This window comes from Albimonas donghaensis (genome assembly GCF_900106695.1).
GTDB lineage: Bacteria > Pseudomonadota > Alphaproteobacteria > Rhodobacterales > Rhodobacteraceae > Albimonas > Albimonas donghaensis.
Window position 1 is genome coordinate 211,853 of record NZ_FNMZ01000001.1, and the last position, 22,956, is coordinate 234,808.

Genomic DNA, 22,956 nt, shown 5'->3' on the forward strand with positions numbered 1-22,956 from the left:
CGGCACGCGACGGGGCGGCGGGGGGCGCGCCGGGGGACCGGGGCCTGCCCCCCCCGACCGCCCTTCGCGCCGGCCTTCCCGCCGATCCGGGCGCCGCGCCGGCGCCGCCCCCCCATCCCGGCCCTTCCCCGCACGCGGGGGAGGGAGGCGCCCGGCCCGTCGGGTCGCCTCCGACGGCCTGCGCGCCCGCAAGCGCAATCCGCCCGCAACCGGAAAGAGCCCGAGCCCCGTGTTCACCTATCTCATTCATGACGCCTGGATCTCCGAGCCCGACAGCTTCTGGTCGGCGCTCCATGTGGCGATCCTCTGGGGCCTCGGCCTCTTCCTCGACCTGCTGCTGATCATGGTGCTGCGGGTCGCGTGGCTGTCGGCCCTCACCCTTTCCGCCTCGGGGCGGGAGCGGGGGACCCGCGGCCTGGTCGCCGCGGCCCGGACCATGGCGCGCATCGACCGCGTGGTGGTCTATGTCGCCGGCGCGGCGCTGGCCGCCATGGTGCTGGTCACCTTCTTCTCGGTGATCGGGCGCACGCTGTGGAAGCCGATTCCCGACGACTACACCATGGCCGAATGGGCGCTGGTTCTGGTCGCCGCCCTGATGATGGGCGTGATCCAGGGCCGCGGCGAGCATATCGAGGTCACCGCCTTCACCGACAACATGTCCGAGCGCACCAACCGCACCCTGCGCCTGGTGGGCGTGCTGGCGGGCTGCCTCGCGGTCTCCCGGCTCGCCTGGGTGAGCATCGAGGAGGTGCCGGGCTCCTTCCTCGAAATCACCTACGGGTCGATCTACGACCTGCCCATGTGGCCGCCGCGGCTGATCTTCATGATGGGGCTGGCCTGGTGGCTGGCGCGCACCGCCATCCAGGTGCTGGTGCTGCCGGTGACGGAGCTTGTCGACGCGGAGGCCGCCGGCGCCCCGCCGGGATGGGACCTCACCCCGCTGCTGCCCGCCCATAGCGGCGCCGAGGTCGAGACCTCGGGCGAATTCATCGACACCACCGCCTCGGATGAGCGCGGCCGCGACGCCGGGGGGAATTCCTGATGGAACGGGAAGTGATCGGCGCGCTGGGCGTGCTCGCGATGATCGTGCTGATGTTCTGCCGCATGCCGGTGGCCTTCGCGCTCACCCTGGTGGGCTGGGTGGGGCTGACCGTCCTGCGCTCGGACCGGGCGGCGGACGCGGTGCTGTCCTCGGACACGTTCGGGACCATCCTGAACTTCGACCTGACCACCATCCCCGCCTTCATGCTGATGGGCTACATCACCTATGTCTCCGGCTTCACGCGGGAGATCTACGACGCGGCGCGGGTCTGGTTCGGGCGCACGCCCGGCGGGCTGGCGGCGGCCTCGACGCTGGGCTGCGCGGCATTCGCGGCGGTCTCCGGCTCCTCGCTCGCCACCGCCGCGGCGATGGGCAAGATCGCGGTGCCCGAGATGCTGCGGCGCGGCTACGACAAGGGGCTGGCGACCGGCGTGGTGGCGGCCTCGGGCACGCTGGGCTCGCTGATCCCGCCCTCGGTGCTGATGATCCTCTACGCCGTGTTCACCGAGCAATCCATCGCGCTGCTGTTCATCGCGGGCGTGATCCCCGGCTTCCTGTCGGCGGCGATCTATATCGGCATGGTGCTGATCCGCGCCCGCATCAACCCGGCCCTCGCGCCCGGGATGCTGGAGCGGGTGAGCCTGGGCGACAAGATGCGGGCGCTCTCGGGCTCCTGGGGGATCGTGCTGCTGTTCATCCTGGTGATGGGCGGCATCATGATCGGTTTCTTCACCCCGATGGAGGCCGGCGCCATCGGCGCCGCCGGCGCCTTCTTCATCGCGCTCGCCGCGGGGCGCATGAACAAGGCCAAGACCGGCGCCGCCTTCTTCGACGCGCTGCGCCAGACCGGCTCGATCTTCGCCATCATCTTCGGCGCGATGATCTTCTCGCGCTTCATCGCGATTTCGGGGCTCGGCCAGTTCCTGGCGGACTGGGCGAGCTCGATCTCCACCGACGCCACGCCCGTCATCATCGCCATCTCGTTGATCTACGTGATCCTCGGCACCTTCATCGGGCCCATCGAGATCATGCTGCTGACCCTGCCCATCGTGACCCCGGTGGTGGAGAGCTACGACGTCTCGCTGATCTGGTTCGGGGTCATCATGATCAAGTATCTGGAAATCGGGCTGATCACGCCGCCGCTGGGGTTCAACGTGTTCATCATCTCCTCGGTGGTGGGCAAGGCGGTGCCGGTGACCACGATCTTCCGGGGCGTGATGTGGTTCCTGGCCATGGATATCCTGACGCTGGCGGTGCTGATCGGCTGGCCGGAGATCACGCTCTACCTGCCCGGGCTCTACACCGACTGGATGAGCTTCCTGCGGACCGAGGATCTGGGCGCCATGCAGGCCATCGGGTTGTGGCTGTCCGGGGATCTGGCCGCGACGGTGGCGGCGGGCGGATAGCGCAGGAAACGGGCTGACGGCAGGGGGGCGGGGCGGCGATCAAGGCCGCGCCGCCCCCTTCGCATGCAGGAGCCCCGCCCATGCTCGACCTCGCCCATCCCGATTCCGATCCCGCGGAGGCGCTGGACGCCCACGGCCACGCCGATCTCGGCCCCGTGCTGGACCCCGCGGCCTGCGCCGCTCTCGCCGCGCTCTATCCCGAGCCGGCGCCCTTCCGCAGCCATGTGGTCATGCGCCGTCACGGCTTCGGGGAGGGCGAGTACAAGTATTTCGCCGATCCGCTGCCCGAGGCGGTGGCGGCCCTGCGCGCGTCGCTCTACGCCCGCCTGGTCCCCGCGGCCAACGCCTGGGCCGAGCGCATGGGGCGGGGGCGGCCTTACCCTGCGACCCACGCCGCGTTCCGCGCGCTCTGCGCCGCCGCGGGGCAGACGAAACCCACGCCGCTGATGCTTCGCTACGGGCCGGGGGACTTCAACTGCCTGCACCAGGACCTTTACGGCGACCTCGCCTTTCCGATCCAGGTGGTGATCCTGCTGAGCCCGCCCGAGGCTTTCGAGGGCGGCGAGTTCGTGCTGACCGAGCAGCGCCCCCGCATGCAGTCCCGCGCCGAGGTCGTGCCCCTGGCCCAGGGCCATGCGGTCGCCTTCGCGGTGTCGGACCGCCCGCGGCAGGGAACCCGCGGAACCTACCGCGTGAAGCAGCGCCACGGCGTGTCGCGCCTGCGGGCGGGGGAACGCGCCACGCTGGGGATCATCTTCCATGACGCCGCCTGAGGGCGCCTCAGAACGTGGAGAACTCCTTGCGGAGATTGGCCAGGATCTGGTCCCGCGTCGCGCGATAGGCGTCGAGCTTCTGTTCCCGCCGCTCGCCGATCCCGGTGGGGTCGAGGGTGGGCCAGTAGCGCACCTCGGTCGCGTACCAGCGGGTGTGATCGAGCGCGGCGCGCTGGGCGGCGGGCGACAGGGCCACGATCAGCTCGTAACTGTCGATCTGCTCGCCCCCCGTGGCCAGATCCTCGAAGGAGCGGGCGCGGTGCTTTTCCAGCTCCACCCCGATTTCGGCGCAGACGGCGACGGCGAAGGGGTCGACCTCCATGTCGTGCTTCACGCCGGCCGACTGCACGAAGATGCGCGTGCCGTGCAGCTTCTTCATCAGCCCCTCCGCCATGGGCGAGCGGACCGCGTTGTGGTCGCAGCAGAACAGGACGGAGGCGGGAAGCAGGGCCATGGGTCGGTCCCCGTTCAGCCCTTGAAGTGCAGGACGCAGACCAGGGTGAACAGCCTCCGCGCGGTATGGTCGTCGACCTCGGCCTTGCCTTCCAGACGCTCCCGCAGGATCCGCGCGCCCTCGTTGTGGATGCCGCGCCGGCCCATGTCGATGGCCTCGATCTGGCTCGGCGGCAGGCGTTTCACCGCGTCGTAGTAGCTTTCGCAGATCGCGAAATAGTCCTTGATGATCTGCCGGAACGGACCCAGCGACAGGTGGAACTCCCCCGCCGGATCGCCCGCCTCGGTGGTCAGGGAGAACACCACCCGCCGGTCGCGGATGCCGAGCCCCAGCGCGTAGGGGCCTTCGGGCGAATCCTCGCGGGTCAGGGAGAAGCTGTTCTCCTCCAGCAGGTCGTAGATGGCGACCTTGCGCTCCTGCTCCACTTCCGGGGTGGGGGCGGCGAGCCCGGCTTCGTCCAGCGTGATGGCGGTGAGACGGGTCATAATCAGCCCTCGTTGAGCGCGTCGAGCCGCAGGCGCACGGACAGCGCATGCGCCTCCAGTCCCTCGGAGCGGGCCAGGGTCTCCGCCGACGGGCCGATGGCGGCGAGCGCGCCGGGGGACATGCGGGCGATGGTGGTGCGCTTCATGAAGTCCAGCACCGACAGGCCGGAGGAGAACCGGGCCGAGCGCGCCGTGGGCAGCACGTGGTTGGGCCCGCCCACATAGTCGCCGATGGCCTCGGGCGTGTAGGCGCCCAGGAAGATCGCGCCGGCATGGCGGATGCGGGCGGACAGCGCCTCGGCGTCCTCGGTGCAGATCTCCAGATGCTCGGGCGCGATGCGGTCGGAGATCTCGGCCGCCTGGGCGAGGTCGCGGGTCAGGATCACCGCGCCGTTGGCGCGCCACGACGCCTCGGCGATGTCGCGGCGGGGCAGGAGGGCGAGCGCGCGCTCCACCGCCGCGATCACGGCCTGGGCCATGGCGGGGCTGTCGGTGAGCAGAATCGACTGGGCGCTTTCGTCATGCTCGGCCTGGCTCAGCAGGTCCATGGCGATCCAGTCGGGGTTCTGGTCGGCGTCGGCGATGACCAGGATTTCGGAGGGGCCGGCGATCATGTCGATCCCCACGGTCCCGTAGACCCGGCGCTTGGCGGCGGCGACATAGGCGTTGCCGGGCCCGGCGATCTTGTCCACGGCCTGCACCGTCTGGGTGCCGTAGGCGAGCGCGCCGATGGCCTGGGCGCCGCCGATTCGGAAGATCTCGGTCACGCCCGCCAGCCGCGCGGCCAGCAGCGTCAGCGGGTTCACCTTGCCGCCGGGCGTCGGCATGCAGACCGACAGCCGCCTCACGCCCGCGACCCGCGCGGGAATGGCGTTCATCAGCAGCGATGACGGGTAGGAGGCGGTCCCCCCGGGCACGTAGAGCCCCGCGGCCTCCACTGGCGTCCAGCGCCAGCCGAGCTGCGCGCCGGCCTCGTCCTCGAAGCTCACGTTCTCGGGCAGCTGGCGGCGGTGATAGGCCTCGATCCGCGCGGCGGCCAGCTCCAGCGCCTGCGCCTCGTCCGGCGGCACGGCGAGGGAGGCGGCGGCGATCTCCTCGGGCGAGATCGCCAGCGTGTCGGGCGCGAGGTCGAGCCGGTCGAAGCGCGAGGTGTAGTCGATCAGCGCCTCGTCGCCGCGCAGCCGCACATCCGCGAGGATCGAGGCCACGACATCGTCCACCTCGGGGGCGGATTCGCGTTTGAGGGCCAGAAGGGCCTGGAAGCGCGTCTCGAAGTCCGGCTGGTCGGCGCGGAGGATGGCGGGCATGGGATCTCCCTGGTCGGCGTATCGCGGTGATAGCGGGCGCAGGGGAAAGGGGCAACCGGGGGCGGGGGCGCAGGGCAGGCCGCCCGGCCCCCCCCGCCGCGGTCGATCAGACCTCGGAGGCTTCCAGCTCGCCGATCATGCGGTCGATCAGGCCGAGGCCCTTCTGCCAGAACTGCGGGTCCGTGGCGTCGAGCCCGAACGGGGCCAGCAGCTCCTTGTGACCCTTGGAGCCGCCGGCGGCCAGCATGTCGAAATACTTGTCCTGGAAGCCCTCGCCGCTTTCCTCGTAGACGGCGTAAAGCGCGTTCACCAGCCCGTCGCCGAACGCATAGGCGTAGACGTAGAAGGGCGAGTGGATGAAATGCGGAATATAGGCCCAGAACGTCTCGTATCCCGGCGCGAATTCGAAAGCCGGGCCGAGGCTTTCGCGCTGAACCTGCATCCAGATCTCGCCCAGGTCGTCGCCGGTCAGCTCGCCCTCGGCGCGGGCCGCGTGGACCCGGCATTCGAAGTCGTAGAAGGCGATCTGGCGGACCACCGTGTTCAGCATGTCCTCGACCTTGCCGGCCAGCAGGGTGCGGCGCTTCTTCGGGTCCGTCTCCCGGTCCAGCAGGCGGCGGAAGGTCAGCATCTCGCCGAAGACCGAGGCGGTCTCGGCCAGGGTCAGCGGGGTGGAGGACAGGAACTCCCCCTGGTCGGCGGCGAGGATCTGGTGGACCCCGTGCCCAAGCTCATGGGCGAGCGTCATCACGTCCCGCGTCTTGCCGAGGTAATTGAGCATCACATAGGGATGCGCGTCGGTGACGGTCGGATGCGCGAAGGCGCCGGCGGCCTTGCCCGGCTTCACCGGCGCGTCGATCCAGCCGTTGTGGAAGAAGGGCTCGGCCAATTCCGCCATGCGCGGCGAGAAGCCGGCATAGGCGTCCATGACCGTGGCCCTGGCCTCCGCCCAGTCGATCTTGCGGTCGGGCTCGTCGGGCAGGGGGGCGTTGCGGTCCCAGTGCTGGAGCTTGTCCAGCCCCAGCCAGCCCGCCTTCAGCGTGTAGTAGCGGTGCGAGAGCCGCGGATAGGCCTCGACCACCGCGTCGCGCAGGGCCTGGACCACCTCGGGCTCCACCTGGTTGGACAGGTGGCGGCCGGTCTGGGCGGAGGGCATCTTGCGCCAGCGGGTCTCGATCTCCTGCTCTTTCGCGAGCGTGTTCATGATCCGGGTGAAGATCGGCAGCTGCTCGGCGAAGACGGTCGACAGCGCCGCGGCGGCGGCGGCGCGGCGGCTCCGGTCGGCATCCGATAACAGGGTCAGCGTGGATTCCAGCGGCAGGGGCTCGTCCTCGCCCTCCACTTCGAAGGTCAGGCGGGCCATGGTCTCGTCGAACAGGCGGTTCCACGCGGCGGCGCCGACCACCGACTGGTCGTGCAGGAATTTCTCCAGCTCGTCGGAAAGCTGGTAGGGCCGGTAGGCGCGCAGGCGCTCCAGCCAGGGCTTGTAGCGGGTCAGCGCCGCGCTTTCGCCCAGCATGCGCTCGATCTCCGCATCCTCGATCCGGTTCAGCTCCAGCGTGAAGAAGACCGTGGGCGCGGTGATCTCGGTGACCTCGTTATGGCGGTCGCCCATGAACTTGGCGCGCTCGGGGTCGGTGGTGTTCTGGTAGTGGCGCAGGCCGGCATAGGACATGACCCGGCCGAGCCGCTGCTGAAGCCGCTCGTAGCGGGCCACGGCGTCGGCCATGGCGTCGCCGCTCAGGGTCGCCATCTTGCCCTCGAACTCATCGGCCAGCGCCTGCGCCTCGGCCCGCGCGGCGTCGAGATCCTCGCGCAGGGCGGGGGCGTCGGGGCCGGGATAGAGGTCGTCGAGGTTCCATTCCGGCAGCTCGCCCAGCGGACCGCCCGGGGCGCCCTGTCCGGAAGCGGCGTCGGCGGCGTCGGCGAGCGGACGGCGATCGAGGCGGAAGGGCAGGTGCATGTCGGGCTTCTCCATGGACGGCGGAGCGTGGGGCGAAGGCGGGATATAGCCCGGCGAGGCGGAGGGAGAAAGGGCGCCGGCGCCGGCAATGCGCAGGGACTGCGCGGGACGCGCGCGAAATCCACGGGTCGGGCGGCGCCCGCCGGTCGACCGGGTGGGAAAGAGCGCGGGGCGGGCAAGGGTGAGGCGCGCCGCCGGATCACGCGCGGGCTGCGTCGGCCGGGAGGGCCGCCGGGCGGGCGGCCGCAAGGGGCGCGCATGCGAAAACGCCCCGCGCCAGGGGCGCGGGGCGAATTCAGATCATCCATGACGCGCCGCAGGCCCGGGGGCCCGCGGCGGCCATCCCCCGATTACTCGGAGATCGCGATGGTGGCGCGACGGTTGCGCGGCTCGCGGACGTTGTCGCTGGTCGGCACGGCCAGCTCGGATTCCGAACGACCGGACTTCGAGATGGTGCCGGCGTTGATGCCCGAGGAGGCCGAGCGGGACAGGATGGCCTGCTCCACCGCGGTGGCGCGACGCTCGGACAGCTGCTGGTTGTAGGCGAACGAACCGACGGTGTCGGTGTGGCCCACGATCGAAACCAGCGGAGCGCTGTAGGAGGCCAGCATGGTCACGACCTCATCGATCACGGCCTGGGCCGCGGCGGTGATGTCGGCCTTGTCGAAGCCGAAGTAGACGGTCATGTCCGAGGCGATGCCGCGGCAGGCCACGAGAGCCTCCTCGAGCATGGCCTTGGCGTCGGCGGCCGAAACGCAGGCGAACGCGCCTTCGGCCAGCGACTCGAGGTACTGGTCCCAGTAAGCCTGGGCCTTGGCGCAGGCCTCGGGACGCACGTTCATGTTCGCGTTGACCAGCGAAACGACGTCGTCATAGGCGATCTCGGGGGAGACGCCCAGCTCGGCCGGGGTCCAGGGCGCGACGCCGCCGGCGGCGGCGGCCTCGGACTTGGCGATGTAGGCCGTCGAGTCCATCCAGTTCACGTCGGTGCGCGCCGAACGAACGGCGAGCGCCTGGTATTCGCGAGCCAGAGCAGCGTTGAAGCCCGAGCCCTCGATCGAGGTCCCAAGGTAGCTCTCGGCCGTGAACGTGTCGCCCAGGTTTGCGCCCGGCAGATACGAGCAGCCGGCAAGCGCCAGGGCGGTTCCGGCCATGGCAGTCCGGGAAATGATGTTCATCCCTCTCTCCGTCTCGGTTCGCCCGGCTGCGGCTGCCGGGTCATGAAAGTATGGGCGCCGGCGATCGTGTAGTTCCGACTGCACCCTGCGGTTCGATTGCCACGATCCGCGGCGACGATCAACCATGTAAGCGGCGCGATGGCTCGGAAACGGCTGCGGAATTCATGCCTCGTCGCGTTTTAACAACACATTGGTCTCTTGGGCCTAACTTCGCGCCGATTCTGTCGAGAGCGTAAATCGAGTCACCTGCGTTTCAAGGCTTGGGATCGAGGGCGATACGGAAGAGACACATGATGGATGATGCAAGGCGCGCGCTTCGCCGCGGGGTTGGTCCGGGTGAGTCGGCGGGAGCGGAAGGGCAGGCGGGCGGGCGGTCCGGGGGCGCGGCGCCTGCGGATTTCGCGCCCCTGCGCGGGGCGGACGGCCACGCCCGCCCGCTGGCGGATGTGGAGGGCGACGCCATCCGGCACGCGGTGCGGCTTTACGCCGGCAACCTGTCGGAGGCCGCGCGGCGGCTGGAAATGGGCCGCTCGACGCTCTACCGGCGGCTGAGGGTGCTGGGCGTCGCGCCCGACTGACGCGGCGGCCCGGCGGGGCCGGCGCGGGCGTTCCGGCCGGGCGTTGTCGCCGGGATGACGGCGGGATGACGGAAGGGGGATTCGGGCGCCGCGCCGCCGCCGCGCGGGGTGAGCCCGTGCGCGCGTGATCGCTCATTCGAGCGGCGCGCCGGCCTGCGGCGCGTGGCGCGACCCTGCGCGCCCGCGCCGGAGGCGGCGATTCCCGGTCGCGATCACCTGTGTCGGCATGAGCCGCGTCTCTTCCGCGAGGCGCCCTCCTCGGACCGATGGGCGGCGAGCGCGTCTAGCATCCGAGGACGAGATTCGGGCGCGCAGGGCGTCGGGCGGGGCGAACCGGTCCCCCGGCCGTCTGCCCTGGCCTTCCGTCAATGTCCGTCGCCGACGGCCACCGCGGCCGGGCGCGGGCAGTCGGGCGCCCCGCGCCGCAGAGCACGCGTAACGCGCGAAGGGAGGTCGGCGGACCCCAGCCCGGAGACGTGACGCGGAGGCCAAACCTGCGTGTCTTCGGCGCCTCACCCCTCATGCGGGGCGGAGAGGTGCGAGGGGGCGCCACCCGCGCGGGGGCCGGCCGGGGGGCGGATTTCGGCAAAGCGCGGCATGGCGCGCCGCGCGCTCCGACCGCTCGGCCGGCGCGGCGGGGCCGGTCATGAAAAAGGCCGCCGACGCATCGCGCCGGCGGCCCTGTCATGCGGCGCCTGCTTCCTTCGGGAAGACGGCGCGCCCGTCAGATGTTGGACCCGTCAGATGTCGGGCCCGTTACATGTTGGGCCCGTCACATGTTGGGATAATTCGGCCCGTCCCCGCCCTGCGGCGTGGTCCAGTTGATGTTCTGCGGCGGATCCTTGATGTCGCAGGTCTTGCAGTGCACGCAGTTCTGGAAGTTGATCACGAAGCGCGGGTCGGACCCGTCGTCGTTGCGCACCACCTCATACACGCCGGCCGGGCAATAACGCTGCGCCGGCTCGTCGTATTTCTTGAGGTTCCAGGCGATCGGGATCTCCGGATCCTTCAGCCGCAGGTGGCAGGGCTGGCTCTCTTCATGGTTGGTCGCCGCGAAGCTCACGTTGGTCAGCCGGTCGAAGCTCAGTTTGCCGTCGGGCTTGGGATAGTCGATCGGCGTGTGCTTCGCCGCCCGTTCCGTCGCCTCGGCGTCCGTCTTGCCATGGCCCAGCGTCCCGAACAGCGTGCCGCCGAAGATCGAGGCGAACCACATGTCCAGCCCGCCCAGCGCGAGGCCGCCCACCAGCCCGTAGCGGGACCAGAGCGGCTTGACGTTGCGCACCTTCTTGAGGTCGGCGGCGATGGGGCCCGAGCGCACGTCGGCCTCGTATTCCACCAGCTCGTCGCCCTCGCGCCCGGCCTGGATGGCCTCGAACGCCGCCTCGGCCGCCGCCTTGCCCGAGAGCATGGCGTTATGGTTGCCCTTGATCCGGGGCACGTTGACCATGCCCGCCGAACAGCCCAGCAGCATGCCTCCCGGGAAGGTCAGCTTGGGCAGGGACTGCCAGCCGCCCTCGGTGATGGCGCGGGCGCCGTAGGCGACGCGCTTGCCGCCCTCCAGCATCTCGGCCACGGCCGGGTGATGCTTGAGGCGCTGGAATTCCATGTACGGATACAGATACGGATTCTTGTAGTTCAGGTGCACCACGAAGCCGATGAACACCTGGTTGTTCTCGCCGTGGTAGATGAAGGACCCGCCGCCGGCATTGTCGCCGAGGGGCCAGCCCATGGTGTGGGTGACCTGGCCTTCCTTGTGCTTGGCGGGGTCGATCTCCCACACCTCTTTCATGCCGAGGCCGTATTTCTGCGGCTCCTTGCCGTCCGAGAGGCCGAACTTCTCGATCGCGGTCTTGGAGAGCGACCCGCGCACGCCCTCGGCCAGCATCACGTATTTGCCGCGCAGCTCCATGCCCGGCTCGTAGCTCGGGCCGGGCGTGCCGTCGGGGTTCTTGCCGAATTCGCCGGCGACCACGCCCACGACTTCGCCCTTGTCGCCATAGACCAGCTCGGAGCAGGCCATGCCGGGGAAGATCTCGACCCCCAGCTCCTCGGCCTGCTCGGCCATCCAGCGGCAGACATTGCCCATGGAGACGATGTAGTTGCCGTGATTGTCCATCAGCGGCGGCATCGGGAAATTCGGGATGCGCATGTCGCCCGCGGCGCCGAGCACCAGGAACTTGTCCTCGGTGACGGGGGTGTTGAGCGGCGCGCCCTTCTCCTTCCAGTCGGGGATCAGGGCGTCGAGGCCCGACGGGTCCAGCACGGCGCCCGACAGGATATGCGCGCCGACCTCGGAGCCCTTTTCGAGCACCACCACGTTGAGGTCTTCGCCGCCCAGCTGTTTGAGCCGGATCGCCGCCGAGAGGCCGGCAGGGCCGGCTCCGACGATGACGACGTCAACGTCCATGGTTTCGCGTTCGATCTCGCTCATCCGGGCATCCTTCGTGTCTCTCCCCCGGCCGCACGGCAGGTTGCGACCGACATTCGAGGTAAAGCGCCCCCGGGGGGTCGTCAACCTGACAGCGTGGAAACCCGTCTCCGCGGCGCGGTCGGGCCGGGGGTGGAAACGACGCGAGCGGGACGCGGGAAGGACGGGGGGCAGCGGCGCGGCGCCCCCTATCGGGCCCGGCGGGCGGGGGCTAGGATGCGGGGATGGATCAGGGAACCGAGATCGGCGGCTGGCGACGCGACGGGACCGGCGGCGACGCCTGGGCCGCGGCGGGGCGCGAGGCGCTGCTGGCGGCGCTCGAATTCCAGGTGGAGTGCGGCGTGGACGAGGCGGTGGCGGAGGCGCCGGTCGACCGTTTCGCCGAATCCGCAGCCCTGGCCGCCGCCCGGGCCGCGGCGCGCGCGGCGACCCCGGCCGCCGCCGCGCAGCCCGGATCGAAAGCCCGCAAGCCCGCCGTCCCGCGCCCGGAGCCGGAGGCCGAGCCCCGCGAGGTCGCCCGCGCGCTCGCCGCCGCCGCCTCCGACCTGTCCGCCCTGCATGACGCCATCCGGGGATTCGAGGGCAGTCCGCTGAAAAAGGGCGCCCGCAACACGGTGATCTGCGACGGCCGCCCCGGCGCCCGCGTGATGATCGTGGGCGAGGCGCCGGGGCGTGAGGAGGACCGCGAGGGCAAGCCCTTCGTCGGCCGCTCGGGCGTGCTGCTGGACCGGATGCTCGCCGCCATCGGGCTCGCGCGGGACGCGGCGACCCCGGCCGATTCCGTCTACATCACCAATGTCGCCTTCTGGCGGCCGATCGAGAACCGGCGGCCCTCGACCGATGAGGTTTCGATGCTGCTGCCCTTCACCGAGCGGCATATCGAGCTCGCCGCCCCGGATTTCGTGCTGCTGATGGGGGCCGCGCCGTCGCAGGGGCTGCTGGACACGACGGTCGGCATCACCCGGCTGCGCGGGATCTGGCGGGACTGGCGCGGGGTGCCGGTGCTGCCCACCTTTCACCCCGCCTACCTGCTGCGCACGCCGGAGCGGAAGCGCGACTCCTGGCGCGACCTGCGCGCGTTGCGGGCCGCGCTGGACGGCGCCGCGCCCGAAATCGGAGCCTGACCATGAGCGACGCCCCTGCCTCCCCTCCCGCCTCCGGCCCTGGTCCCGCCCCCACCCCCACCCCTACCCCCGCCCCCGCCCATGGCGGCAAGGCGGCGCGGGCGTTCATTCCGCTGCGCATCGCGGTGCTGACCGTCTCGGACACGCGCAGCCTCGCCGACGACCGCTCCGGCGACACGTTGGTCGCGCGGATCGAGGGCGCGGGCCACGGGATCGCGGCGCGCGACATCGTGGCCGATGACCGGGGCGCGATCGCCGCGCGGCTGCGCGCCTGGGTGGCGGATCCGGGGGTGGACGTGGTGATCTCCACCGGCGGCACCGGGCTCACGGGCCGCGACGTGACGGTGGAGGCCCATCGCGACGTCTACGAGAAGGAGATCGACGCCTTCGGCACGGTCTTCGCCGTGGTCTCGATGGGCAAGATCGGGACCTCGGCGGTGCAGAGCCGCGCCTGCGGCGGCGTGGCGGGGGGGACGTATCTGTTCGCGCTGCCGGGATCACCGGGCGCGTGCAGGGATGCGTGGGACGAGATCCTCGCCGCCCAGCTCGACTATCGCCACACGCCCTGCAATTTCGTCGAGATCATGCCCCGGCTCGACGAGCATCTGAGGCGCAAATGAACTTTCCCGACGAGCCCGAGTTCCCGCTGTTCGGGGCGTGGGAGGACGCGGGGCCGGGCGCCGGCGCGATGATCTTCGCGGTGGACGCCGAGGCTCGCGTGCTGATGCAGTTGCGCGACGACCGCCCGCATTTGTCCGGCGCCGGCTTCTGGGCGCCCTTCGGGGGCGGGGTGGAGGCGGGGGAGACGCTGCGCGAAGCCGCGGTTCGTGAGTTTTGGGAGGAGACCGGGATCACGCTGGCCCAGGACGTCCTGCGCCCCTTCGGCCGATGTCTCTCGACCCGACGCAGCCGGGCGCGGCTCTACGCGTTCGTGACGCGGCTCGACGTGACCCCGGACGCGATCCGGGTAGGGGAGGGAGCGGGCTTCGCCTTCTACACCGCCCGCCAGCTGCGCCTGATCCCGCTGGCCCCGGCGCTGGCCCATGCCAGCCTGCGGATGGCCGAGCTGATCGAGACCGACGCGCTGCCCGAGGCGCAGGGCGCCGTTCCGGTCGCGCTGAGGGACTGAGGCGCATGCCCGACGCCCCGCGACGAAGCGGGGACGTCTCGGGCGGGGCGAGGTTGAGCGCAGCGAAACGAGGGCCGCCGGAGACGGCCCCCCGCAAGCGCTCAGGCGGTGGCGAGCGCGTGAAACAGCGACCGGAACAGCCGCCGCCCGTCCGAGCCGCCATGGGCCGGGTCCACCGCGCGCTCCGGATGGGGCATCATCCCCAGCACCCGGCGATTGCGCGACAGGATCCCCGCGATGTCGCCCATGGCCCCGTTGGGCGCGCCGCCCTCATAGGTGAAGGCGATCCGGTCCTCGCCCTTCAGCGCGGCCAGCGTGTCCTCGTCGGCGACATAGGCGCCGTCGTGATGCGCGATGGGGATCGAGGCGATGTCGCCGGCGTTCCACGCATTGGTGAAGGCGCTGGCCGAGGTGCCGACGCGCAGCGGCGACGACTTGCACAGGAATTTCAGCCGCCCGTTGCGCAGCAGGGCGCCGGGCAGCAGCCCCGTTTCGGTCAGGATCTGGAAGCCGTTGCACACGCCCAGCACATGCCCGCCCTTGCCGGCGAACTCGGTCACGGCGCGCATGATCGGCGACTTGCCCGCGATGGCCCCGCAGCGCAGGTGATCGCCGAAGGAGAAGCCGCCGGGCAGGGCCACCAGGTCCAGCCCCTCGGGCAGGGCGGTGTCCTTGTGCCAGACCATGCTGACGCCGGCGCCGGTCGCCTCGCGCAGCGCGACGGCCATGTCGCGGTCGCAGTTGGAGCCGGGGAAGACGATGACCGCGGCGCGCATCAGGCGATCTCGATGGCGTAGGATTCGATGACCGGGTTGGCGAGCAGCGACTTGCACATGCGCTCGACCTCCTCGCGGGCGGCGTCGGGATCGGTCTGGGCCAGCTCGATCTCGATCAGCTTGCCCTGGCGCACGCCGCTCACGCCCTCGAAGCCGAGGGAGCCGAGCGCGTGGCGGATGGCCTCGCCCTGGGGGTCGAGCACGCCGGTTTTCAGCGAGACATGGACGCGGGCTTTCATGGGCGGTCTCCGGTCTGCTTCCGGGCGGGGGAGGATGAGCGCTGAGTAGCCCGCGCGGGCGCGCGAGACAAGCGGGCGCGGGGTCGCGGAGAGGCGGGGGGGGGTGAGGGACGGGGGCGGGGGGACGGGGGCGGCCCTCGCTTCGCTGCGCTCCGCCTCGGCCCCGCCCTTCCGTCCCCGCGGATCGCAGGCGGTCGGGTCAGCCGCAGGGGCGGTCGGTCCGCGCAGCCTCGGCGTCGAGGATTGCCTCGATCCGCGCGCGGGAGACCGCGCCCTCCGCCACCGCGCCGCCGATGACCAGCGAGGGCGTGCCGACGAAGCCGAAGCGGGACGCGGCCCGGGCCGTGGCGGCGAGGATGCGGGCGGTCTCGGGCGCCGCCATGTCGTCGGCCAGCCGGGCCGGGGCGATGCCCAGCGGCGGCGCTACGGCGTCGATATAGGCGGCGTTGATGGCGAAACTCGCGTCGAGCAGCCGGGATTTCAGCGCCCGGAACTGCCCCTGCCGCTCCGCCGCCACCGCGGCCCGCGCCGCGATGGCCGACCCCGGCCCCAGCACCGGCCATTCGTGATGGACGATGCGCAGGTCCGGGCGGGTCTCGGACAGGTCCTCCAGGATGCCGTCCAGCGTCCGGCAGTAGGGGCAGTTGGCGTCGGAGAAGACGGCGATGCGGGGGCGGGCGTCGGGCGGTCCCTCGGCCGGGGCGCCGCCCTCCCACAACAGGGCGCAGAGCGATGCGGGGGCGGCGGCGGCGGGCGCGTCGCCGAGCCCCAGCATGACCGCGCCGCCCGCGCCGCTCGACCCTGACGACGCCCCGGCGAGCGCGCGCCAGCCGGGCAGGCCGTCGATATCCGTGAAGTCCAGATCGGTCCCGCGATGCGCCCCGATCCAGGCCGCGCCGAAGACCAGCGCGCCGAAGCCGAGCGCCAGGGCGGCGGCGCGCGCGCGTCTCATGTTCCGAGCACGGAGAGCGCCCCTGGCCGTCCCGCTGTTTCGCGGGGACGGTCGGGCGGGGCGAGGCGGCGCGCAGCGACGCGAGGGCCGCCCGCGCCGGCCCCGGGCGCGCCGTGGGGGCGCGCCTTCGCACGGGGTCCGGCGAACGCAAGAGGCCCAACGATCAAAAAGGGCCTGACGATCGGGCGGGGCACGGCGATCGGACGGGGGCGCGCGGGTCTCAGTGGACCAGTTTCGGCCCGGTGGTCGCGCCGCCGTTCTGCTTGGGCATGATGCCCAGGCGCGAGGCGACCTCGGTATAGGCGTCGGTCAGGTTGCCCAGGTCGCGGCGGAACACGTCCTTGTCCAGCTTCTCGCCGGTCTTGGCGTCCCACAGGCGGCAGGAATCCGGGCTGATCTCGTCGGCCACGATCACCCGCTGGAAATCGCCCTCGTAGACCCGCCCGCACTCGATCTTGAAATCGACCAGGCGGATGCCGACGCCCAGCATCATCCCCGACATGAAGTCGTTGACCCGCAGGGCCAGCGCGATGATGTCGTCGATGTCCTGCTGGGAGGCCCAGTTGAACGCCGCGATATGCTCCTCGGTCACCATCGGATCGTGGAGCTTGTCGTCCTTGTAGTAGAATTCGATGATCGGGCGGGGGAGCTGCATGCCCTCCTCCAGCCCCAGCCGCTTGGCGAGGCTGCCGGCGGCGACGTTGCGCACCACGACCTCGAGCGGGATGATCTCCACCGCCCGGACCAGCTGCTCGCGCATGTTGAGCCGGCGGATGAAGTGGGTGGGCACGCCGATCTCGTTGAGGCCGGTCATGATGTGTTCGGAGATGCGGTTGTTCAGCACCCCTTTGCCCTCGAACACGTCCTTTTTCTGGGCGTCGAAGGCGGTCGCGTCGTCCTTGAAGTGCTGAATCAGCGTGCCGGGCTCCGGACCCTCGTACAGGATCTTCGCCTTGCCTTCGTAGACCAGTCTGCGTCGCGCCATGAGAAGCCCCGGAAAATAGCTCTTGGGCGCGTGGGAGGGACCCGCGCGCCGGGACCTGCGCGATAGACCATCGCTTGACCTGCCGCAAGGATTCGCCGCGGACAGGGCGCTAGGATCGGGGTCGCGTAATGGCTATGTAGGGCGCGGAACAGCGGGGGCGGCGCGTCGCCCGGCCCCGGAACTGCGCAGCGGAGGACCGTGATGACCACTTTCAACGACCGCGAGAAAGCGTTCGAGAACAAATTCGCCCATGATGAGGACATGAAGTTCAAGGCCTCGGCGCGGCGGGACAAGCTGCTGGGCCTGTGGGCGGCCGAGCTGATGGGCCTGTCCGGCGCGGACGCCGACGCCTATGCGGCCTCGGTCGTCGTGGCCGATCTCGAGGAGGCGGGGGACGAGGACGTGTACCGCAAGGTCTCCGCCGATCTGGAGGCCAAGGGCATCTCCGCCGAGCCCCTGCGCGCCAAGATGGAGGAGCTTCTGGCCGTCGCCAAATCCCAGCTTCTGGGCGAGGCCGGCTGAGCCGTCGCCTGACCTGAGCCGCCGCCTGACCGGAGCCGGGCGTCTGCGCGCGGAGGCGCGGGCGCCCGGCCAGGCGCCGTCCGGTTCAGCCGAGCCGGAAGAAGTGGTGCAGCGGTCCGTGGCCGCCGCCCACGTCCAGCCGGTCCGCCGCGGCGATGGCGCCGGCCACGTAATCGCCGGCCTCGCGGGCGGCGGCCTCCAGCGCCGGGGCGTCGGGCATCGTCCCTTCGGCATCCATCGCGGCCCTACCCTGCGCCGCTGCCAGCGCCGAGGACAGGGTGCAGCCGGTGCCATGGGTGTTGCGGGTCGGGTGTCGGGGCCGCTCGAACCAGGTGGCGCCGGCTTCGTGCAGCAGCAGGTCGGGGCTGGTTTCGCCGCCCAGATGGCCGCCCTTGAGCAGCACCGCGCGGGGGCCGAGCGCGCGCAGCGCGGCGGCCGCGTCCTCCATCTGGTCCCGGGTTTCGATCGGGCCGCGGTCCAGCAGGGCGGCGGCCTCGGGCAGGTTCGGGGTCAGCACCGTCGCCAGCGGCGCCAGGCGGGCGCGCAGCGCGTCCAGCGCCTCATCCGCCAGCAGCCGGTCGCCGCCCTTGGCGACCATCACCGGGTCCAGCGTCACGGGCGCCGCCAGCCCGGCCAGCGCGTCGGCCACGGCCTCGGCGATCTCGGCCGAGGCGATCATCCCGATCTTCACCGCGTCCACCCGGATATCCCCCCTGACCGCCGCGATCTGGGCGGCCACGAAGTCCGGCGGCACGCCATGCACGCCGCTGACCCCGCGGGTGTTCTGCGCGGTCAGGGCGGTCAGCGCCGCCATGGCATAGCCGCCATTGGCCGAAATCGCCTTGATATCCGCCTGGATCCCCGCCCCGCCCGAGGGGTCGGACCCGGCGATGGCGAGGATGTTGGGAATGCGCGCGGCGCCGGTCCTGTCGGGCTTCATGCGTCTCTCCATGCGGTCACGGCGGCGCGGGTCGCGGCCTCGGGGTCGGCGCTCGCGAAGATCTCCGAGACCATGGCGAGGCCCGCGGCCCCGGCGCCCTTGGCCAGCCCCGCATGGCCCGTCTTCACCCCGCCGATGGCCACCGCCGGCACGGGCGCCAGGGCGCAGAGCCGGGCGAGCCCGTCCCAGCCCAACGGCGTCGCGTGATCCGGCTTGGTGGCGGTGGCGAAGACCGGGCCGGCGCCCACATAATCGATCCGGTCCCAGTCATCGCGCGCCAGGTGCTCGGGCGCCTCGACCGACAGGCCGAGGATCGCGGTCTCGCCCAGCACCGCGCGGGCCTGGGCCACCTCGGCGTCGGTCTGGCCCACATGGGCGCCCGCGGCGCCGGCGGCCCGCGCCACCTCCACCCGGTCGTTGATCAGCAGGGCGCAGCCCAGCGGGGTCAGCGCCGCCACCAGCCGGCGGGCGAGCGCGGTGAGCTCTTCGTCCGAGGCGGTCTTGTCGCGCAGCTGCACCAGCCGCGCCCCGCCGCGGGCGGCCGCCACGCAAGCCGCCTCCACCCCGATCCGCGCCGAGGGGTCGGAGACCGGGTAGACCGCCGGATCCGGCAGCTTCGCCCTCATGCCGGGGTGATCCGGGCGCCGGCGGCGAGATCCTCGGGCGTGACCGCGGCCAGTTCGTCGATGAAGGCCACGGCGAAGCTGCCGGGCCCCCCGGCGCCCTGCGCGGCGCGCTCTCCCGCCAGGCCGTAGAAGGCGAGCGCCGCCGCGATGTCCTCCAGCGGCGTCTCGCCGGCCGCGAGAAAGGCCCCGCAGATCCCGGTCAACGAGCAGCCCAGCGCCGTGACCTTCGGCATCAGCGGGTGGCCGTTGGCGATCCGGTAGCCGCGCGTGCCGTCGGTCACGTAGTCCACCGGCCCGGTCACCGCGACGATGCCGCCGGTGCGGGCGGAAAGCGCGCGGGCCCCGGCTTCGGCCGTCGCCACCGCGTCGCCGGCATCGGCGCCCTTGCCGCCCGCGGCCGCCCCGGACAGGGCCAGGATCTCGGAGGCGTTGCCACGGATCAGGCTGGGGTTCAGGCCCGCCAGCTGCGCCCCGACCTCGGCCCGATAGGCGGTGGCGAAGACCGCGACCGGGTCCAGCACCCAGGGCTTTCCATGGGCGGTCGCGGAGGCCGCCGCGGCTTCCATCGACGCGACCCATTCCGGCGAGAGCGTGCCGATATTGATGGTCAGCGCCGAGGCGATGGCCGCGAAATCCGCCGATTCCTCGCGCGCATGAACCATGGCGGGAGAGGCGCCGGCGGCCAGCAGCGCGTTGGCCATGACGTTCATCGCCACATAGTTGGTGATGTTCTGCACGAGCGGCGCCGCGGCGCGCATGGCCGCGAGCTTCTCGCCCGGCCGGACGTCGGGGGCGGCGGTGTCGGGGGCGTCGGGGGTGTCGGTCAAGGTCTCGTCCTCCTGCTCGGCGGATACGAGAGCGGCGAGGTCCGGATCGGCCGCGAGGGGCGCGGGGGCCTCGTCGCGACTCCCTCCGCCGGTATGATCCGGATCAGGTTCCAAGGGTGCGTCTCAGCCCCGTGAAGGGGGCGCCCCTGTCGCAATTCGCCCCGACGCTAGGCCGGGGCGGGGGAGGACGCAAGGGGGGGCGAGGTGGGGGCGAGGGGGGAGGCGGCGCGGCCGCGCTCAGGTCAGCAGGCCGAACAGGATCGCGCCCCAGAGAAGCAGGAAGAAATGGGTGAACTGGCTGTCCTTCCAGCCCGCCCAGTAGTGGAACCACTGGCCCCCGACCAGGAAGCCGCCCCAGACCGCCGAGAAAGCCAGCGCGCCGGCGGCGGAGATCATGCGGGCGCCCAGGCCCTCGCCGCCGCCGAGCGCCGCGCCCAGCAGCATCAGCGCGCCCAGCAGCAGCAGCGCCGTGGCGAGCAGTTCGAAGGCGATGATGGCGCGATAGGCCCAGGCGTGGACGGCGGGGGACTCGATCCGGTTGCCCTTCACGTCGGCATAGATCTCGGGCCGTTCCTCGCGCACCCGGTCCATGCGCATGACCATGGTCACCAGATCGCCGTTGACCTTGGGATAGCGGATGTTCTCGATCACGCCGATGCCGATCCAGGCGCCGGTGATGGCGGTCAAAAGCGCCTGACCGAACAGAACCAGAGCCTCCATGCGCATCCCCTCTCGCTGATCGCGAAGCCGTCTTCGCGGGTCGGGCGGACCATCCGCAGGATGGGGGGCGCGGTCAAGCGATCCCGGCGCCGCGGCGCCGCGGGGGAAAGGCGGGCCGGGAGGGGGCCGGATGGAAGAATGCGGGGCGAGGGGAAGGGGGAGACGTCTCCACCCGCGCCGCGGTTCCGCGCCGCGCGGGCGCCCCGGCGCGGCCCTCGAAACGGTCGACGCGCGGCCTCGCTTTCCGGTCGCGCGACGGTCAGCCGGGCAGCAGCGCCTCGATGGCGTGGGAGATCTCGGGGGCCTCGGGCGGGGTGGCGCTGTCCCAGGCGCCGGCCAGGGTTCCGTTCGGCCCCACCAGGTATTTGTGAAAATTCCAGCGCGGCGCCGGCAGATCCGCCGCCGCCGCCGCCCCGCGCGCCCAGGCGTAGAACGGGTGCGCATCCGCGCCCTTCACCCGCACAAGCTCGGTCATCGGGAAGTCGATGGCGAAATTGACCTCGCAGAAGTCCTTGATCCTGGCGGAGTCCTCGAACTCCTGCCGCCCGAAATCCCGGCTCGGCGCCCCGATCACCACCAGCCCGCGGTCGCGATAGCGGTCCCACAGCGCCTGCAGCCCGTCATATTGCGGGGTGAAGCCGCAGCGCGAGGCGGTGTTGACCACCAGCACCGGCCGCCCGGCATAGTCGGAGAGCCGGAGCTTCCCGTCCGGCTGGCCGAGCGAGGCGAAGCCGAACCCGTGGGCCGAGACCCCGGCCCGCGCCATTCTCGGCGCCGCCAGCGCCCCGGCGCCCAGCGCGAGAAAGGCGCGGCGCCCGATCCCCCGCGCCGGCGGGACGGCGGCCTCCCCCGTCCCTGGGGCGCCGGCGGGGCGGTTGCGGCTGGATCGGTCGTCGGTCATGGCGGTCTCCCTGGGCAGGCGGGATCGCGGGCGGGGCGAACAGTCGGCCTGACAGATTATACGGTCGATATGAGCTTTCGGTTTCACGCGACGTGAAAACATTTCCGTCGGGGCGCGCGCCCGCCCCGGGCCTCCCTCCCGTTCCGCGCCTCCCGCCGTTCATCGGAGCCGCAGGTCCGAGGCGGCGACGCCGACGGCGCGCTCCAAATCGTCACGGTTCCGCCCAATGCCGCGCCCGATCCGTGTGATCGGATGCAGGGGATCGAGAACCGGTCGGCGCGCGCCGGCCGTCCCGAACCGCGACTGAAAAGCGAGACCACATGACGACGCTCCATATCAGCACCTTCGACACCCTCTATGCGCTCGAAATCGATGAAGCGTCCCGCGGCGCCTCCTCCATCGCGATCGACCGGGTCGGGGCCTTCGATATCGGCGCCGACGTCCACGATATCGGCTTCGCCGACTGGGGCGCCCTGTTCGCCCTGTCCGACGGCTTCGGCGAGCGCCGGTCGCGCGTGCTCTCCGAGGTCGACCTCACCGACGCCGGGCTGACCGCGCTGGCCTCGCTCGGCGCGGATCAGGCCTTCAACGGGCTCGGCGCCGGCGTGACCGGGGACCTGATGCTCTCCGAGATCGTCAGCGGCGCGCTGCTGGAAATCGACCTCTCGGCCGGCGCGCTCACCCCCTTCGCCGCAGGCGCCGCCGGCGGCTCGGCCGGCGACGTGACGGTGCATGAGGGGCTGGTCGCCCAGACCGGTTTCGACGACAGGGGCCGCGATCTGCTGTCCTTCTTCGACGCCGACGGCGATCCGGTCTCCTCCACCCGCATGGAGGCGGAGGTCTGGGGGCTGGCCAGCCTGGGCGAGAACAACCTGATCGGCGCGGTCGGCGACAGCATCGTGCGGATCGACGAGACATCCGGCGAGGTCGAGGAGCTCTACGACCTGTCGGGCGTCATCGACGGCGCCGTCACCGGGCTGGCCTTCGGCGGGCCGGCGATCCACGACGTGCTTTACGGCGGAAACGGGTCGCAGCGGATCAAGGGCGGGATCGGCGACGATGCGATCTTCGGCGGCAATGGCGAGGACAGGCTGCTGGGCGCGCGCGGGGATGACGTGCTGGGCGGCGACAACGGCAAGGACGTGCTGCGCGGCAATGCCGGCGACGACTGGCTCGCGGGCGGCAATGGCAAGGACAAGCTGGCCGGAGGCGGCGGGTTCGACATTCTCGACGGCGGCCGCGGCAAGGACCGGATCGACGGCGGCTGGGGCGACGACCTGCTGTCCGGCGGCAAGGGGCGGGACACCTTCGTCTTCCACGGCCGGGCCGGCGACGACGTGGTGGAGGACTGGGGGAACGGCCCTGACCGCATGGTGATGAATCTGCGCCGGGTGGACGGGTTCGCGGACCTGACGCTCGACGACACCCGTGACGGGCTGCTGATCACCTCCGATCGCTTCGACCGCTTCTCGGTGCTTCTGGCCGACGCGACTTCGGACGACTTCGACCATCGCGACGTGATGTTCGTCTGAGCCGAAGCCGGCGCCCCGCCGCGACGCCCGCGAACGGAAACGGCCCGCCCCTGCGAAGGGGCGGGCCGT

24 protein-coding genes and 1 riboswitch are annotated in these 22,956 nt (G+C 71.6%); of the genes, 9 read left to right on the plus strand and 15 right to left on the minus strand.

The features are described 5' to 3' along the window. Positions 1-229: 229 nt before the first annotated feature. The 3 genes from BLV24_RS00870 (at position 230) to BLV24_RS00880 (ending at position 3,221) form a co-directional block, all read left to right on the plus strand. The gene (locus tag BLV24_RS00870; protein WP_092679253.1) at positions 230-1,042 is read left to right on the plus strand and encodes a TRAP transporter small permease; all 813 of its coding nucleotides are present in this window, start codon (positions 230-232) and stop codon (positions 1,040-1,042) included. Continuing rightward, complete coding sequence (locus BLV24_RS00875; RefSeq protein ID WP_092679254.1) at positions 1,042-2,448, plus strand: TRAP transporter large permease; 1,407 nt, start codon at positions 1,042-1,044, stop codon at positions 2,446-2,448. Before BLV24_RS00870 ends, BLV24_RS00875 begins: the two co-directional genes overlap by 1 nt. Positions 2,449-2,528: 80 nt before the next feature. Next, entirely contained in the window at positions 2,529-3,221 is a 693-nt protein-coding gene (locus tag BLV24_RS00880) for a 2OG-Fe(II) oxygenase (RefSeq protein WP_092679255.1), read from the plus strand. Positions 3,222-3,228: 7 nt separating this feature from the next. Here BLV24_RS00880 and BLV24_RS00885 read toward each other — a convergent pair whose 3' ends face one another. The 5 genes from BLV24_RS00885 to BLV24_RS00905 all read right to left on the minus strand — a co-directional run bounded on the left by BLV24_RS00885 (position 3,229) and on the right by BLV24_RS00905 (position 8,608). Continuing rightward, positions 3,229-3,675 (minus strand): arsenate-mycothiol transferase ArsC, encoded by a 447-nt coding sequence (locus BLV24_RS00885; RefSeq protein WP_092679256.1) that lies wholly within the window; start codon positions 3,673-3,675, stop codon positions 3,229-3,231. Between the two features lie 14 nt (positions 3,676-3,689). Further along, on the minus strand, positions 3,690-4,160 hold the full coding sequence (locus BLV24_RS00890) for a UPF0262 family protein (protein WP_092679257.1): 471 nt from the start codon (positions 4,158-4,160) through the stop codon (positions 3,690-3,692). A 2-nt stretch (positions 4,161-4,162) separates the two neighbouring features. Continuing rightward, entirely contained in the window at positions 4,163-5,467 is a 1,305-nt protein-coding gene (gene hisD, locus BLV24_RS00895) for a histidinol dehydrogenase (protein ID WP_092679258.1), read from the minus strand. A 106-nt stretch (positions 5,468-5,573) separates the two neighbouring features. Then, positions 5,574-7,430, minus strand: coding sequence for a M3 family oligoendopeptidase (locus BLV24_RS00900; RefSeq protein WP_092679259.1), 1,857 nt, complete (start codon positions 7,428-7,430; stop codon positions 5,574-5,576). Positions 7,431-7,780: 350 nt separating this feature from the next. Further along, positions 7,781-8,608, minus strand: a complete 828-nt coding sequence (locus tag BLV24_RS00905) for an OmpA family protein (protein WP_176954577.1) — start codon at positions 8,606-8,608, stop codon at positions 7,781-7,783. A 293-nt stretch (positions 8,609-8,901) separates the two neighbouring features. On the opposite strand from BLV24_RS00905, the gene BLV24_RS00910 reads away from it, so the two are divergent. Beyond that, positions 8,902-9,186, plus strand: coding sequence for a helix-turn-helix domain-containing protein (locus BLV24_RS00910; RefSeq protein ID WP_245710323.1), 285 nt, complete (start codon positions 8,902-8,904; stop codon positions 9,184-9,186). Between the two features lie 772 nt (positions 9,187-9,958). Here BLV24_RS00910 and BLV24_RS00915 read toward each other — a convergent pair. Further along, positions 9,959-11,617, minus strand: a complete 1,659-nt coding sequence (locus tag BLV24_RS00915) for an electron transfer flavoprotein-ubiquinone oxidoreductase (RefSeq protein WP_092679262.1) — start codon at positions 11,615-11,617, stop codon at positions 9,959-9,961. A gap of 221 nt (positions 11,618-11,838) precedes the next feature. On the opposite strand from BLV24_RS00915, the gene BLV24_RS00920 reads away from it, so the two are divergent. From BLV24_RS00920 to BLV24_RS22200, 3 genes are read left to right on the plus strand one after another with little or no spacing between them, the layout of a single operon-like run. Continuing rightward, on the plus strand, positions 11,839-12,738 hold the full coding sequence (locus BLV24_RS00920) for a uracil-DNA glycosylase (RefSeq protein WP_092679263.1): 900 nt from the start codon (positions 11,839-11,841) through the stop codon (positions 12,736-12,738). Positions 12,739-12,740: 2 nt separating this feature from the next. Further along, positions 12,741-13,358 (plus strand): molybdenum cofactor biosynthesis protein B, encoded by a 618-nt coding sequence (moaB, locus tag BLV24_RS00925; RefSeq protein WP_092679264.1) that lies wholly within the window; start codon positions 12,741-12,743, stop codon positions 13,356-13,358. Then, on the plus strand, positions 13,355-13,867 hold the full coding sequence (locus BLV24_RS22200; protein ID WP_092679265.1) for an NUDIX domain-containing protein: 513 nt from the start codon (positions 13,355-13,357) through the stop codon (positions 13,865-13,867). Before moaB ends, BLV24_RS22200 begins: the two co-directional genes overlap by 4 nt. 101 nt (positions 13,868-13,968) lie before the next feature. On the opposite strand, the gene purQ is transcribed toward BLV24_RS22200, so the two are convergent. The 4 genes from purQ to purC all read right to left on the minus strand — a co-directional run bounded on the left by purQ (position 13,969) and on the right by purC (position 16,819). Further along, a complete protein-coding gene (gene purQ / locus BLV24_RS00935) occupies positions 13,969-14,643 on the minus strand; it encodes a phosphoribosylformylglycinamidine synthase subunit PurQ (protein WP_092679266.1) in 675 nt (224 codons plus the stop codon). Beyond that, positions 14,643-14,882, minus strand: a complete 240-nt coding sequence (purS, locus tag BLV24_RS00940) for a phosphoribosylformylglycinamidine synthase subunit PurS (RefSeq protein ID WP_092679267.1) — start codon at positions 14,880-14,882, stop codon at positions 14,643-14,645. Before purS ends, purQ begins: the two co-directional genes overlap by 1 nt. Before the next feature lie 199 nt (positions 14,883-15,081). Further along, on the minus strand, positions 15,082-15,834 hold the full coding sequence (locus BLV24_RS00945) for a DsbA family protein (protein ID WP_092679268.1): 753 nt from the start codon (positions 15,832-15,834) through the stop codon (positions 15,082-15,084). A gap of 220 nt (positions 15,835-16,054) precedes the next feature. Further along, positions 16,055-16,819: a phosphoribosylaminoimidazolesuccinocarboxamide synthase gene (purC, locus tag BLV24_RS00950; RefSeq protein ID WP_092679269.1), complete on the minus strand. Its 765-nt coding sequence runs from the start codon at positions 16,817-16,819 to the stop codon at positions 16,055-16,057. A gap of 201 nt (positions 16,820-17,020) precedes the next feature. Here purC and BLV24_RS00955 point away from each other — a divergent pair, with 201 nt between their 5' ends. After that, complete coding sequence (locus tag BLV24_RS00955; RefSeq protein ID WP_092679270.1) at positions 17,021-17,341, plus strand: DUF1476 domain-containing protein; 321 nt, start codon at positions 17,021-17,023, stop codon at positions 17,339-17,341. An 85-nt stretch (positions 17,342-17,426) separates the two neighbouring features. Here BLV24_RS00955 and thiD read toward each other — a convergent pair whose 3' ends face one another. From thiD to BLV24_RS00980, 5 genes are all read right to left on the minus strand, one after another. Beyond that, positions 17,427-18,281, minus strand: a complete 855-nt coding sequence (thiD, locus tag BLV24_RS00960) for a bifunctional hydroxymethylpyrimidine kinase/phosphomethylpyrimidine kinase (RefSeq protein ID WP_092679271.1) — start codon at positions 18,279-18,281, stop codon at positions 17,427-17,429. Further along, on the minus strand, positions 18,278-18,907 hold the full coding sequence (gene thiE, locus BLV24_RS00965; protein ID WP_092679272.1) for a thiamine phosphate synthase: 630 nt from the start codon (positions 18,905-18,907) through the stop codon (positions 18,278-18,280). Before thiE ends, thiD begins: the two co-directional genes overlap by 4 nt. Next, the gene (thiM, locus tag BLV24_RS00970) at positions 18,904-19,734 is read right to left on the minus strand and encodes a hydroxyethylthiazole kinase (protein ID WP_281242860.1); all 831 of its coding nucleotides are present in this window, start codon (positions 19,732-19,734) and stop codon (positions 18,904-18,906) included. Before thiM ends, thiE begins: the two co-directional genes overlap by 4 nt. Positions 19,735-19,797: 63 nt before the next feature. Continuing rightward, positions 19,798-19,892: riboswitch (TPP riboswitch) on the minus strand. 79 nt (positions 19,893-19,971) lie between these two features. Beyond that, complete coding sequence (locus tag BLV24_RS00975) at positions 19,972-20,454, minus strand: DUF2165 family protein (protein WP_176954578.1); 483 nt, start codon at positions 20,452-20,454, stop codon at positions 19,972-19,974. Between the two features lie 259 nt (positions 20,455-20,713). Continuing rightward, complete coding sequence (locus tag BLV24_RS00980) at positions 20,714-21,355, minus strand: glutathione peroxidase (protein ID WP_245710324.1); 642 nt, start codon at positions 21,353-21,355, stop codon at positions 20,714-20,716. Positions 21,356-21,675: 320 nt separating this feature from the next. On the opposite strand from BLV24_RS00980, the gene BLV24_RS00985 reads away from it, so the two are divergent. Continuing rightward, the gene (locus BLV24_RS00985; protein WP_092679274.1) at positions 21,676-22,887 is read left to right on the plus strand and encodes a calcium-binding protein; all 1,212 of its coding nucleotides are present in this window, start codon (positions 21,676-21,678) and stop codon (positions 22,885-22,887) included. Positions 22,888-22,956 lie beyond the last annotated feature (69 nt).